The sequence below is a fragment of the Phytohabitans houttuyneae genome, from assembly GCF_011764425.1.
Classification (GTDB): Bacteria; Actinomycetota; Actinomycetes; order Mycobacteriales; family Micromonosporaceae; genus Phytohabitans; species Phytohabitans houttuyneae.
Map to the genome: position 1 here is coordinate 570,001 of NZ_BLPF01000004.1, position 13,093 is coordinate 583,093.

Annotated in this window: 8 protein-coding genes and 2 rRNA genes; 6 read left to right on the plus strand and 4 right to left on the minus strand. The window is 67.0% G+C overall.

Features of this window, described 5'->3' with window-relative positions; translation table 11 throughout:
- The first annotated feature begins 354 nt into the window (after positions 1–354).
- Together Phou_RS45250 and rrf are read left to right on the plus strand one after the other, a co-directional pair.
- A 23S ribosomal RNA gene (locus tag Phou_RS45250) occupies positions 355–3,473 on the plus strand.
- A 69-nt stretch (positions 3,474–3,542) separates the two neighbouring features.
- Positions 3,543–3,659 (plus strand): 5S ribosomal RNA (gene rrf, locus Phou_RS45255).
- Positions 3,660–3,734: 75 nt separating this feature from the next.
- Here rrf and Phou_RS45260 read toward each other — a convergent pair.
- Complete coding sequence (locus Phou_RS45260) at positions 3,735–4,361, minus strand: hypothetical protein (protein WP_173070185.1); 627 nt, start codon at positions 4,359–4,361, stop codon at positions 3,735–3,737.
- A gap of 82 nt (positions 4,362–4,443) precedes the next feature.
- On the opposite strand from Phou_RS45260, the gene Phou_RS45265 reads away from it, so the two are divergent.
- The 3 genes from Phou_RS45265 to Phou_RS45275 are packed head-to-tail and all read left to right on the plus strand — an operon-like array spanning position 4,444 to position 8,809.
- Entirely contained in the window at positions 4,444–7,059 is a 2,616-nt protein-coding gene (locus Phou_RS45265) for a valine--tRNA ligase (RefSeq protein WP_173070186.1), read from the plus strand.
- A complete protein-coding gene (locus Phou_RS45270) occupies positions 7,056–8,384 on the plus strand; it encodes a bifunctional folylpolyglutamate synthase/dihydrofolate synthase (protein ID WP_173070188.1) in 1,329 nt (442 codons plus the stop codon). The genes Phou_RS45265 and Phou_RS45270 overlap by 4 nt, the downstream gene beginning before the upstream one ends.
- Positions 8,381–8,809: a DUF4233 domain-containing protein gene (locus Phou_RS45275; RefSeq protein WP_173070190.1), complete on the plus strand. Its 429-nt coding sequence runs from the start codon at positions 8,381–8,383 to the stop codon at positions 8,807–8,809. Before Phou_RS45270 ends, Phou_RS45275 begins: the two co-directional genes overlap by 4 nt.
- A gap of 972 nt (positions 8,810–9,781) precedes the next feature.
- Here Phou_RS45275 and Phou_RS45280 read toward each other — a convergent pair.
- Positions 9,782–11,107, minus strand: coding sequence for a VOC family protein (locus tag Phou_RS45280; protein WP_173070192.1), 1,326 nt, complete (start codon positions 11,105–11,107; stop codon positions 9,782–9,784).
- Between the two features lie 103 nt (positions 11,108–11,210).
- On the opposite strand from Phou_RS45280, the gene ndk reads away from it, so the two are divergent.
- On the plus strand, positions 11,211–11,636 hold the full coding sequence (gene ndk, locus Phou_RS45285) for a nucleoside-diphosphate kinase (RefSeq protein WP_173070194.1): 426 nt from the start codon (positions 11,211–11,213) through the stop codon (positions 11,634–11,636).
- On the opposite strand, the gene Phou_RS45290 is transcribed toward ndk, so the two are convergent.
- Together Phou_RS45290 and Phou_RS45295 are read right to left on the minus strand one after the other, a co-directional pair.
- A complete protein-coding gene (locus Phou_RS45290; protein WP_246274639.1) occupies positions 11,629–12,462 on the minus strand; it encodes a sigma-70 family RNA polymerase sigma factor in 834 nt (277 codons plus the stop codon). The two genes, ndk and Phou_RS45290, sit on opposite strands and share 8 nt — an antisense overlap.
- Complete coding sequence (locus Phou_RS45295) at positions 12,459–12,893, minus strand: carboxymuconolactone decarboxylase family protein (RefSeq protein ID WP_173070196.1); 435 nt, start codon at positions 12,891–12,893, stop codon at positions 12,459–12,461. Before Phou_RS45295 ends, Phou_RS45290 begins: the two co-directional genes overlap by 4 nt.
- Positions 12,894–13,093 lie beyond the last annotated feature (200 nt).

Consider the following 13,093-nt stretch of genomic DNA (forward strand, 5'->3'; position numbering starts at 1 on the left):
CCTGCGTATGTCGGGTCGGGGTGCTCATTGGCGGAGACACTGGCGAACATTTCTGCCGGCAACGGCCAACTTTCCTAGTACTGCTCGACGTGTTCGAGTGTGGAATGGTGTGTGGTTGGTGCGGCTGGTGGGGATGGTACATGACACCCTGTTGAGTCCTGAGAGAACAAACTGTGTCGCCTTCGGGCGGGGTTTGGGTTCTTTCAGTGTGAGCTGCCAGGCATGGCCTGCTCTGACATACCGATCATTGTTGCGGCCCCGGGTGGGGTTGTGGTGGTGGTGTCTGGTGTTGGGGTGTGGGGTTGTGGGTTGGTTGTTTGTTGAGATTTGCATAGTGGACGCGAGCATCTTTGTGGTCAAGTTGTCAAGGGCGAACGGTGGATGCCTTGGCACCAGGAGCCGATGAAGGACGTGGGAGGCCGCGATAGGCCTGGGGGAGCTGTCAACCGAGCTGTGATCCCAGGGTGTCCGAATGGGGTAACCCGGCACCAGTTGTGTGGTGTCACCTGCATCTGAATGCATAGGGTGTAGGAGGGAACGCGGGGAAGTGAAACATCTCAGTACCCGCAGGAAGAGAAAACAATAGTGATTCCGTGAGTAGTGGCGAGCGAAAGCGGATGTAGGCTAAACCGGTTGCGTGTGATACCTGTCAGGGGTTGCGTAGTCGGGGTTGTGGGAGCCCGCTCACTGTGCTGACACATGGTGGAGGAGTTATAAAGTTTGCTGCTAGTTGAACAGTCTGGAAAGGCTGACCGTAGACGGTGATAGTCCGGTAGGCGAAAGTAGTGGACCTTCTGTGGGTTTTCCCGAGTAGCGGCGCACTCGTGGAATGTGCCGTGAATCTGCCAGGACCACCTGGTAAGCCTGAATACTCCCTGGTGACCGATAGCGGACGAGTACCGTGAGGGAATGGTGAAAAGTACCCCGGGAGGGGAGTGAAATAGTACCTGAAACCGTTCGCCTACAATCCGTCGGAGCTGAGTGCCTTTGTGTACGAGGTGACGGCGTGCCTTTTGAAGAATGAGCCTGCGAGTTAGTGGCATGTGGCGAGGTTAACCCGTGTGGGGTAGCCGTAGCGAAAGCGAGTCTGAAGAGGGCGTTGAGTCGCATGTTCTAGACCCGAAGCGGAGTGATCTAGCCATGGGCAGGCTGAAGCGCGGGTAAGACCGTGTGGAGGGCCGAACCCACCAACGTTGAAAAGTTGGGGGATGACCTGTGGTTAGGGGTGAAAGGCCAATCAAACTCCGTGATAGCTGGTTCTCCCCGAAATGCATTTAGGTGCAGCGTTGCGTGTTTCTTGCCGGAGGTAGAGCACTGGATGGTCTAGGGGCCCTACAAGGTTACCGAAATCAGCTAAACTCCGAATGCCGGTAAGTGAGAGCGCGGCAGTGAGACTGCGGGGGATAAGCTTCGTAGTCGAGAGGGAAACAGCCCAGATCACCAGCTAAGGCCCCTAAGCGTGTGCTAAGTGGAAAAGGATGTGGGGTCGCTTAGACAACCAGGAGGTTGGCTTAGAAGCAGCCACCCTTTAAAGAGTGCGTAATAGCTCACTGGTCAAGTGGTTCCGCGCCGACAATGTAGCGGGGCTCAAGTACACCGCCGAAGCTGTGGCATTCACATGTGTGCTTCGCCTGATCCTTTTGGGGGTTGGGTGCAGGTGTGTGGATGGGTAGGGGAGCGTCGTGCCGGGGGTGAAGCAGCGGGGTGACCCAGCTGTGGACGCGGCACGAGTGAGAATGCAGGCATGAGTAGCGAAAGAAGGGTGAGAAACCCTTCCGCCGGATGACCAAGGGTTCCAGGGCCAGGTTATTCCGCCCTGGGTGAGTCGGGGCCTAAGGCGAGGCCGAGAGGCGTAGTCGATGGATAACGGGTTGATATTCCCGTACCCGCGAAGGAGCGACCATGACGAACCTATCTGTGCTAACTGCCCGCTCAGGGGGATCCTTCGGGTGAACCGGAAAGTGCGCAGGAACCTGGGTGGTAGTAGTCAAGCGATGGGGTGACGCAGGAAGGTAGCTGAGCCCGGCCGGTGGTTGTGCCGGGGTAAGCGTGTAGGCAGGTGTGTAGGCAAATCCGCGCACCGTTAATGCTGAGGCGTGATGCCGAGCCGATTCAGGTGAAGTCAGTGATCCTATGCTGCCGAGAAAAGCCTCTAGCGAGTTCCGAGCGGCCCGTACCCTAAACCGACACAGGTGGTCAGGTAGAGAATACCGAGGCGATCGGGTGAACTGTGGTTAAGGAACTCGGCAAATTGCCCCCGTAACTTAGGGAGAAGGGGGGCCGGACGCGTGAAGCCCCTTGCGGGTGGAGCGTGGTATGGCCGCAGAGAGCAGGGGGAAGCGACTGTTTACTAAAAACACAGGTCCATGCGAAGTCGTAAGACGCTGTATATGGACTGACGCCTGCCCGGTGCTGGAACGTTAAGGGGACCGGTTAGCTCCTTTGGGGGCGAAGCTGAGAACTTAAGCGCCAGTAAACGGCGGTGGTAACTATAACCATCCTAAGGTAGCGAAATTCCTTGTCGGGTAAGTTCCGACCTGCACGAATGGCGTAACGACTTCCCCACTGTCTCAACCACAGGCCCGGCGAAATTGCATTACGAGTAAAGATGCTCGTTACGCGCGGCAGGACGGAAAGACCCCGGGACCTTTACTATAGCTTGACATTGGTATCCGAGCTTGATTGTGTAGGATAGGTGGGAGACTGTGAAGCTGGCACGCCAGTGTCGGTGGAGTCATTGTTGAAATACCACTCTGTTGGGTTTGGGTATCTAACCTTGGGCCCTTATCGGGTTCAGGGACAGTGTCTGGTGGGTAGTTTAACTGGGGCGGTTGCCTCCTAAAGGGTAACGGAGGCGCCCAAAGGTTCCCTCAGCCTGGTTGGCAATCAGGTGTTGAGTGTAAGTGCACAAGGGAGCTTGACTGTGAGACTGACGGGTCGAGCAGGGACGAAAGTCGGGACTAGTGATCCGGCACTTGCGAGTGGAAGCGGTGTCGCTCAACGGATAAAAGGTACCCCGGGGATAACAGGCTGATCTTCCCCAAGAGTCCATATCGACGGGATGGTTTGGCACCTCGATGTCGGCTCGTCGCATCCTGGGGCTGTAGCAGGTCCCAAGGGTTGGGCTGTTCGCCCATTAAAGCGGTACGCGAGCTGGGTTTAGAACGTCGTGAGACAGTTCGGTCCCTATCCGCCGTGCGCGTAGGATACTTGAGAAGGGCTGTCCCTAGTACGAGAGGACCGGGACGGACGAACCTCTGGTGTGCCAGTTGTCCCGCCAGGGGCACGGCTGGTTGGCTACGTTCGGAAGGGATAACCGCTGAAAGCATCTAAGCGGGAAGCCTGCTTCAAGATGAGGTATCCCACCCCTTGTGGGTTAAGGCCTCCAATAGACGATTGGGTTGATAGGCCAGAGCTGTAAGCCAGGTAACTGGTTGAGGTGACTGGTACTAATAGGCCGAGGACTTGACCTACAAAGCTGCTACGCGTCCACTATGCGAATCTGAACCAACAACCAGTCATGGTTGACAGGTTTACAGTGTTACGGCGGTCATGGCGGAGGGGAAACGCCCGGACACATTCCGAACCCGGAAGCTAAGCCTTCCAGCGCCGATGGTACTGCACTCGGGAGGGTGTGGGAGAGTAGGACACCGCCGGACTTCTTAACAATCGAGGCCGTCCCTTCGGGGACGGCCTCGATGTATTTGTCGTGGAGAAGCGGCGGCGGAAGCGGCTCAGCCGCGGGTCTCGATCGTGTCGCGGATCTGGACGAGCAGCTTGGCGCCCTCGTCCTGGGTGCGGCCGGGGAGCAACGCGATCACGACGCTCCCGTGGTCGGCCCAGCCGCAGACGGTCGTGTTGCCCTCCGGTGCCACGCTCTCGCCGCACTTCATCACGCCGCCCAGGTCGCCGGCGTCCACCTCGTGCAGGTCCTTGACCGCGCCGGTGTCGTCGGCGAGGACGTCGAAAAGCGTGTCGAGGTCGCTGCCGGGCGTCCAGATCAGCGTGGTGCCGCCGAAGAGCAGGACGCTGCGCTCGGCGCTGGCCGGGTCGGTGTAGACGACACCGATGCTCTCGTCGAGGTCGATCCGGGCGCCGATCGCGGTGCGCAGGTACTCAGCTGTCTCGTGTGCCCGGTCGCTGTCGTCGAAGCGCAGGCCGGCGACCTCTGGTGGCGTCGTGAGCTGGGCGTCCTTCTGCTGGTACACCCGCCAGCCGACGGTGCCGACGATACCCGTGCCGACCAGGCCGACGGCGAGCAGTGAGCCCAGCACGATGCGGCGGGTGCGGCGGCTGCGAGGTGTCCTCTCCGGCTCCTCCACCGGCTCGCCGGGCGGGGGCGTGACGTCGATCGGCTGCATGGCGTCACCGTAGCTTAGGAGCAGCGCAGCGGAGGCAGGGTGGCGAATGCCACCACCTGTGGCGTCTCCGTAGACTCTACGGGTGACCGAAACACCGCAGACCCAGAGCTCCGCGACACCGACGTTGGCCGCCCAGTACCAGCCGGGCGAGGTAGAGCAGCGGCGGTACGAGGAGTGGGTACGCGCGGGTTACTTCAAGGCGAGCGCGGCCAGCGACAAGCCGCCTTTCACGATCGTCATCCCCCCGCCGAACGTGACCGGGTCGCTGCACATGGGACACGCGCTCGACCACACCATCCAGGACTGGCTCACCCGGCGCAGGCGGATGCAGGGTTACGAGGCGCTGTGGCTGCCGGGCATGGACCACGCCGGCATCGCGACGCAAAACGTGGTGGAGCGGCAGCTGGCGCGCGAAGGGCTGTCCCGCCACGACCTCGGCCGGGAAAAGTTCGTCGAGCGCGTCTGGCAGTGGAAGTCGGAGTCCGGCGGCGCCATCCTCGGCCAGATGCGGCGGCTGGGTGACTCGGTCGACTGGGACCGCGAGCGGTTCACGATGGACGAGGGCCTGTCCCGCGCTGTGCTCACCATCTTCAAGCGGCTGTACGAGGACGGCTTGATCTACCGCGCGGAGCGCATCATCAACTGGTGCCCGCGCTGCCTCACCGCGCTCTCCGACATCGAGGTGGAGCACAGCGACGACGAGGGCGAGCTTGTCTCCATCCGGTACAGCGACGAGATCGTGGTCGCCACCACGCGGGCCGAGACGATGCTCGGTGACACTGCGGTGGCCGTGCACCCCGACGACGAGCGGTACAAGCACCTGATCGGCACCGAGGTGGAGCTGCCGCTGACCGGGCGGCGCATCCCAGTGGTGGCCGACGCGCACGTCGACCCGGCGTTCGGCACCGGCGCGGTGAAGGTGACGCCGGCGCACGACCCCAACGACTTCGAGATCGGCCAGCGGCACGACCTGCCGAGCCTCACGATCATGGACGAGCGCGGCGTGATCACCGCACACGGGCCGTTCCTGGGGCTCGACCGTTTCGAGGCCCGGCCCGCGATCGTCGCGGCACTGCGCGCGCAGGGCCTGATCGTGGCCGAGAAGCGGCCGTACGTCCACGCGGTCGGGCACTGCTCCCGCTGCAAGACCACTGTGGAGCCGCGGCTGTCGCTGCAGTGGTTCGTCAAGACCGAGCCGCTGGCCAAGGCGGCCGGCGACGCGGTGCGCGACGGGCGGGTGCGGATCGAGCCCGGCGAGCTGGCCAAGCGGTACTTCGCGTGGGTCGACAACATGCACGACTGGTGCATCTCCCGCCAGCTGTGGTGGGGGCACCGCATCCCTGTGTGGTACGGGCCGGACGGCGAGATGGTCTGCGTCGGCCCTGACGACCAGGTGCCCACCGGCGAGGGGTGGCGCCAGGACGAAGACGTGCTCGACACGTGGTTTTCCAGCGCGCTGTGGCCCTTTTCCACGCTGGGCTGGCCGGAGCGCACGGCCGAGCTGGAGAAGTTCTACCCGACCAGCGTGCTGGTGACGGGCTACGACATCCTCTTCTTCTGGGTCGCCCGGATGATGATGTTCGGGCTGTACGCGATGGACGGCAAGCAGCCCTTTGACGTCATCGCGCTGCACGGCATGGTCCGCGACGAGCACGGCAAGAAGATGTCGAAGTCGTTCGGCAACGTGGTCGACCCGCTGGACTGGATCGAGCGGTACGGCGCGGACGCCACCCGCTTCACGCTCGCCCGCGGCGCCAACCCCGGCGGCGACGTCCCGGTGAGCGAGGAGTGGACCCAGGGCTCCCGCAACTTCTGCAACAAGCTGTGGAACGCGACCCGCTTCGCGCTCATCAACGGCGCGCACGTCGACGGTGAGCTGCCGGCCGACCTGAGTCCGGTCGACCGCTGGATCCTCTCCCGGCTCCAGCACGTGATCGGCGAGGTCGACCAGCTCTCCGACGCCTTCGAGGTCGCCAAGATCTGCGATGTGCTCTACCACTTCGCGTGGGACGACGTCTGCGACTGGTACGTCGAGCTGGCCAAGCCGGTGCTCGCCGGCGGTGGGCCCGCGGCCGAGCGCACGAAGCGGGTGCTGGGACACGTCCTCGACCAGCTGCTCCGGCTGCTGCACCCGGTGATCCCGTTTGTGACCGAGGAGCTGTGGACCGCACTGACGGGCGGCGAGACGGTCACCACGGCGGCCTGGCCATCGCCGGTAGCAAATCTTGTGGATGATGCCGCGGAGGGTGAGCTCGCCACGCTGCAGCGAGTGGTCACGGAGATCCGGCGTTTCCGTTCCGACCAGGGCCTGCGGCCCGCTCAGCGGGTCGCGGCGCGGCTCGACGGGCTGGCGGCGGCGGGCGTCGCGGCGCACGAGCCGCTGATCCGGTCGCTGGTGCGGCTCGACGAGGCCGGCGACGGGTTCTCCGCCACCGCGCAGCTCGCGGTCACCGGCGACGTGTCGGTGGCGCTCGACACCCGCGGAGCGATCGACGTGGCCGCCGAGCGCGCCCGGCTGGAAAAGGACCGGGCCGCGGCGCTCAAGGAGGCCGAGCAGACGCGGGCGAAGCTGGACAACCCCGCGTTCGTCGGCAAGGCGCCCGAGCCGGTGGTGCGGAAGATCAAGGACCGCCTGGCGGCCGCCGAGGCCGACCTCGCGCGCATCGCCACGGCACTGGAGGCGTTGCCGCCCGCATGAGCAGCGAATTCGAGCAGGTCGACGCGGAGCTCAACAGCCGGGGGTACACCCGGATGGTCTTCGACCTCGGCCGCATCAAGGAGCTTCTGGACCTGCTGGGCAGCCCGCAGCGGGCGTACCCGTCGATCCACCTGACCGGCACGAACGGCAAGACGTCGACGGCCCGGATGATCGACTCACTGCTGCGGGCGCACGGGCTGCACACGGGGCGGTACACGAGCCCGCACCTGGAGACGGTCCGCGAGCGGATCAGCCTCGACGGCGAGCCGGTGAGCGAGCGGCGCTTCGTCGCGGCGTACCGCGAGGTGGCGCCGCTGGCCGCGCTCGTGGACGCCGCGGCCGACGAGCCGTTGACCTACTTCGACATGACGACGGCGCTGGCGTTCGCGACGTTCGCCGACGCGCCGGTCGACGTCGCGGTCGTCGAGGTGGGGCTCGGTGGCGCGGAGGACTCGACAAACGTGCTCGACGCGGGCATCGCGGTGATCACGCCGATCGGGCTCGACCACACCGAGTGGCTCGGCGACACGATCGAGGACATCGCGTACGCCAAGTCCGGGATCATCCACAAGGGAGCGACGGTGATCGCCGCCGCCCAGGAGGAGGAGGCCGCGCGCCCCATCCTGGAGCGCAGCGTCGAGGTCGGGGCCACGATCGCGCGTGAGGGCAGCGAGTTCGGCGTGCTCCGCCGCGCGGTGGCGGTCGGCGGTCAGGTGCTGACGATCCAGGGCCTCGGCGGGGTGTACGAGGAGGTGTTCCTCCCGCTGCACGGCGCGCACCAGGCGCAGAACGCGGCGGTCGCGCTCGCGGCGGTGGAGGCTTTCCTCGGCGCTGGTACGTCCCGCCAGCTCGACCCCGAGGTGGTGCGGGAGGGCTTCGCCGGTACCTCGTCGCCGGGGCGGCTTGAGCGGGTGCGAAACGCGCCGACGATCCTGCTCGACAGCGCGCACAACACGCACGGCATGGCCGCTACGGTGACCGCGCTGCAGGAGGAGTTTGCCTTCTCGCGGCTGGTAGCGGTCGTCGCGGTGCTCGCCGACAAGGACGCGGCCGGGCTGCTCGAGCTGCTGGAGCCCGTGGTCGACGCCGTGGTCGTCACCCGCAACACCTCGCCCCGGGCCATGCCGGCCGATCAGCTGGCCCAGGTCGCCGAGGAGATCTTCGGCGAGAGCCGGGTCGAGATAGCCGCGAACATGCCGGACGCGATCGAGGTGGCGGTGGCGCTCGCGGAGTCCGATGTGGAGGCCGAGCTGGCCGGCGTCGGCGTGCTGATCACCGGCTCGGTGGCGACGGTGGCCGACGCGCGGCGGCTCCTGAAGCGATGACCGAGCCCACCGGCTCCGAGCCGCTGCCGCCGGACGACACGCTGCGCTCCGGCCTGCGAAACCCGATCGCGGCGGCGCGCGGTCTGGGCGCCGGCACGCTGATCCTCGAGACGATCGTGCTGCTGCTCGCCATCCAGCCGATGCGCATGCTCGGCGACGACCTGAGCGGCGCCACGATCGGCGTGATCGTCGCCGCGGCCGTCGCTTGCGTGGCGCTCGCCGGCCTGCTGCGCCACGACTGGGCCTGGTACGCGGCCGCCGCGCTCCAGGCCCTGCTCATGGTGGCTGGCTTTCTGCACTGGGCACTGGCCGGCGTGGGGCTGCTCTTCGGCCTGGTCTGGCTCTACGTGCTGAACGTCCGCCGCACGATCCTGGCACCACCCAAGCGCGACGCGCCTCCACCGCCGCAGGACGGCGACGCGTAGGGCCGGGATGTCGCTCCCGCCCCGCGCTTGATCGTGTGGTCTCGGAGCTCCGCGACGGTGCTTTCGGTCGGCCTCGCCCGACGGCTGAGCAGCGGCCGGAGGTAGCCGGTGCGGGGGATGCGGCGCCGTCGCGCGGACCTTGAAGGCAACGCGGACCAGATCGTGTTACGGATCGGCCCCCATAGGGCGGATCGATACCACGATCGGCCTCCGCGCTTGAGTTGGACCCGCCACCCCTTTGCCGCGGGCGCCTCTCAAGCTGGGCGCACGGATGCGCCCACGGAATCCGGTGGCCGTGTGGGGCCTCGCGGCCAGCGAGACAACAGGCGGGGCCGTCGGGTCTCGCGCGGCGACGGGCTGGGGCGCCGGAAGGTTAGAAGCCGTTTGGCGATGTTCAGAGCAAGGATCAAGCTGGATGCCTTGCCTTTCGCGGCCTCGCGCGGGACAAAGGCAGCGTCGCCGTGGCGGTCCGTGACTATCGATCAAGGCAGGCGGCGTTGGCTTCGAGATCTAGGGAAGTTGGTGCGCCATAGCGACGGCTCGACTTTCGGAGTTGGGATTGCGATCGTCGGGGCGGGAGTGCGCGAGGGCGCCCGCAGTTCGGCGCCGTCGTCGCGGTTTGTGACTGTCGATCAGATGCGGGCGGTGTGCGCTTCGAAATCTTGGTGAGTTTGCGCGTTATTTCGACGCTAACTTGCCAAGATCTGCCGGAGCGGGCTCCTGGGTTGAGCTGGGCGACCGCGGAGGGTGAGGCGGCAACCGCGGGCACAGCGGCAGCTCACCTCTAACTCGGCGTCGGACTTTAAGAGCGCTCACCCTGACCGCGAAAAACGCCCAGACGACGAAACTCCGAAGTCGAGCGACGCCAGCTCACCAAGATCTGCGGGAGCAGGCGCACCGCGGAGGGTGAGGCCGCGGGAGCAACGGTCCGGACCACCGCGGACGTCGCGGTAGCTCAAAGCTCCAAAAGGGTTATGCGCCGTCGTCCATCGCCTGGCGGTCGGCCTCGTCGGCGCGGTTGCGCCACTGGGTGATGGCGATGCCGTGGCCGTCCGGGTCCTTGAAGGCGGCCGCCCACAGCTCCAGCTTGGCGCCCTTGTTGACGGGGCGAGGACCGTACGTGAACTTGACGCCCTTCGACTTCAGCTCGTCGTGCGTGGCCGTGATGTCGCCGACCTCGAGGTTGAGGTGGACGGTGCGCGGGCCGGCGGGTGAGAGGTCGCTGATGACGCGGAGGACGAGGCGGGTGTCGCCCGAGGCGAGGACCGCGTTGCCGTCGCCGCCGTCGATCTCGTAGAAGCCGAGCATGTCGCGGTAGAACTCGATCGAGCGGGCCAGGTCGGTGACCAGCACCGTCACGCCGACGCCGTGGATCGAGCCGCTCGGGCCGGGGTGGGCGCTCGGGTACGCGGTGATCAGGTCGGCGAGGTCGTCGTCATCGCCGGCGGTGGGTGGCAGGCCCGACTCGTCGTCGAGTGGCAGGTCCAGCGGGTCCGGCCCCGAGAGGTCGTCGACGGCCGGACCGGAGCCCGCCGGCTCGGCGACCGCGGTGGCCGCACCGTTGCCGTTGCCGTTGTCGCGCATCGGGCGGGCGCGGCGGGGGAGCGGGACCGAGCGCGGTTCGCTGCTCGACGGCTGCTCCACGACCGTGCCCTCCAGCACGATCGGGCCGCCCGGCGTGGCCTGGTGCACCACGATCGGCGGCTCGTCGCGGATACCGCCGCCGAGGTCGTCGGTGAGGTCGGCGGTCACCGGCTCGTCCGGGCCGCGGCGCGACCACGGCGGCTCGTCCTCCTCGAAGAGGAGGTCGTCGCCCTCGGGGATGTAGTCGCGCTCGGGCTCCATCGTCGCGGCGGCCTCGGCGTGCGTGAGCGCCTCGTCCCAGAGGATCCGCACGTGCCGCAGGTCGTCGACCGCCACCATGATCGGCAGGGTGACGCCGGGCAGCGGCCACTTGGCGACCGGCACCCGCGACTCGCGCACCTTGATCGACGCGGCGGGAAGGCCGGGCGCGTCGATGACGATCTGGAGCTCGCACCGGCCATAGGTGGAAGATGCGGGCGGCTCGGTCGCCGTCATCACGTGCGCGGTGCCGGCGACCCACGCGCGGGCGCCGCCCCGGATCGTGTTGACCAGGACCATGCTGATCGCCAGCACGAGCACCGCCAAGCCGACGGCGACGATCGCCCAGCTCTGCATGCCGGCGCCGAAGAGCATGACGAAGACGGCGAACGTGCCCAGCACCGCGGCGACGAGCTTGCGGACCGGTGCGATCGGCCTCCGACGAGCGTCAGCCACAGTGGACCTCCCTCGGGTTACCCGCCAGGCTAGGCCGGGCAAGCCAGTGATGGGAAGACCGATACCCTAGGACGGTACGTCCGCCCCGCGCACTGGAGGAAGAGTGTCGACGAGCAGCCCGGCCGAGCGCACGTTGGTCCTGATCAAGCCGGACGCTCTCCGGCGGGGACTGCTCGGGGAGATTCTCGGCCGTTTCGAGCGCAAGGGCTTGGCGATCGATGCGCTCGTGCTGCGTGGCATGGACGCCGCGCTGGCCGACCAGCACTACGCGGAGCACGTGGACAAGGCGTTCTACCCGCCGTTGAAGGAGTTCATGACGGGCGGGCCGCTGGTGGCCGCGGTCCTGTCCGGAGACCAGGCGATCGAGGTGGTGCGCACGCTGGTCGGCGCCACCGACGGGCGCAAGGCCGCCGCCGGCACGATCCGCGGTGACCTCTCGCTGTCAAACCGGGAAAATTTGGTACACGCCTCCGACTCGCCGGACAGCGCGAAGCGCGAGATCGCGCTCTGGTTTCCGGAGCTCAGCTGAGCTCGGGAAATCTGCGTAGTTTGTCCGGGTTGCCGATCAGGTAGACGCCGGTCACCACACCGCCGGTGACGTCGAGCGTGAGCACGTGCCGTCCCACGATCGTGGCCGGCTCACCGGCGAGCATGACCGGGCACACCGAGCAGACCCCCGAGTAGATGCCGGCGAAGAAGCGGGCCACCCGGTCGGCGCCGACGATCGGCCTGCGGGCGGCCTTGACCCGCCCGCCCCCGTCCGACCAGGCCACCGCGTCCGCGGCCAGCAGTCGCTTCAGCGCCGCCAGGTCACCCTCGCGGGCGGCCGCCAGAAAGCGGTCGAGCAGCCGCTCCCGCTCGGCCGGCGCCGCGGTGAACCGCCGCTGCGCGGGCAGGTGCCCCGTGGCGCGGTGGTGCAGCTGCCGGCAGTCCTCCGGCGTGCGGTCGAGGATCTCGGCGATCTCCGGGTACGGCAGGTCGAAGGCGGTACGCAGCACGTACACCGCGCGCTCCGGCGGCGTGAGGCGCTCCAGCAGGTGCAGCATCGCCAGCGAGAGCGACTCGCGGTGCTCGGCCGGGTCCACGTCGCCGGCCGGCAGCGGCTCGGGCAGCCACGGGCCGACGTAGGGCTCGGCCTGCCGCGCGCGCAGCCGGTCCATCGCCAGGTGGGTGACGATGCGGGACAGGTACCGGCGCGGCTCGGCGACCGCCGCCCGGTCGGCACCGAGCCAGCGCAGGTACGCGTCCTGGAGCACGTCCTCCGCGTCGTGCGCGCTGCCGAGCAGCCGGTAGGCGAGCCCGAACAGCATCGGCCGGTGCGCGACAAGGTCGGCGGCCGCCGCGCCAGCGGTCACGCCGGCAGCGGGTTGCGGCTGGGGATCGCGATCCGGTTCCACATGTTGATGGTGACAATCGCGAGCAGGAGGTCGGCGAGCTCCTCCTCGGTGTAGACCTTCGCCGCGGTGTCCCAGACGTCGTCGGGCACGCCACCTTCACCCAGACGGGTGACGGAGTCGGTCAGGGCCAGCGCGGCCCGCTCCCGCTCGTCGAAGAGATCCACTTCGCGCCAGGTCGCGACGGCGAAGAGCCGACGCGTGCTCTCCCCGGCCTCGATCGCGTGCTGCGAGTGCATGTCCACGCAGTACGCGCAGCCGTTGATGAACGAAGCGCGCAGCTTCACCAGGAAGAGCAGCTTCTTGTCGAGACGGCGCTGGATGTAGCCCTCCAGCCGCCGCACGTGCTCGAAGCCCTCGGGGGCCACCTCTTGCAGGTTGATGCGTCGCATGACGTACCTCCTTCGCGAGGACGACAGGACGCGGCGGTCCGGGCGTGACAATCCGGGGTGTGAGCTACGGCGCATCCCGGCCGACTGCGGGAGGGCGGATCTGCGGCGGCGTCGCTGTTCAATACGGCGCTGCTCCCGTAGCGGTGGAGTACCCTTGACGGTCGTACAGGCGATGACCCGGCCATCACCGGTGAGCCTCC

Excerpts from the sequence above, each read along its gene's own strand:
- Phou_RS45260 (WP_173070185.1), bottom strand. The coding sequence starts at position 4,361 with ATGCAGCCGATCGACGTCACGCCCCCGCCCGGCGAGCCGGTGGAGGAG.
- Phou_RS45270 (WP_173070188.1), top strand. The coding sequence starts at position 7,056 with ATGAGCAGCGAATTCGAGCAGGTCGACGCGGAGCTCAACAGCCGGGGG.
- Phou_RS45275 (WP_173070190.1), top strand. The coding sequence starts at position 8,381 with ATGACCGAGCCCACCGGCTCCGAGCCGCTGCCGCCGGACGACACGCTG.
- Phou_RS45295 (WP_173070196.1), bottom strand. The coding sequence starts at position 12,893 with ATGCGACGCATCAACCTGCAAGAGGTGGCCCCCGAGGGCTTCGAGCAC.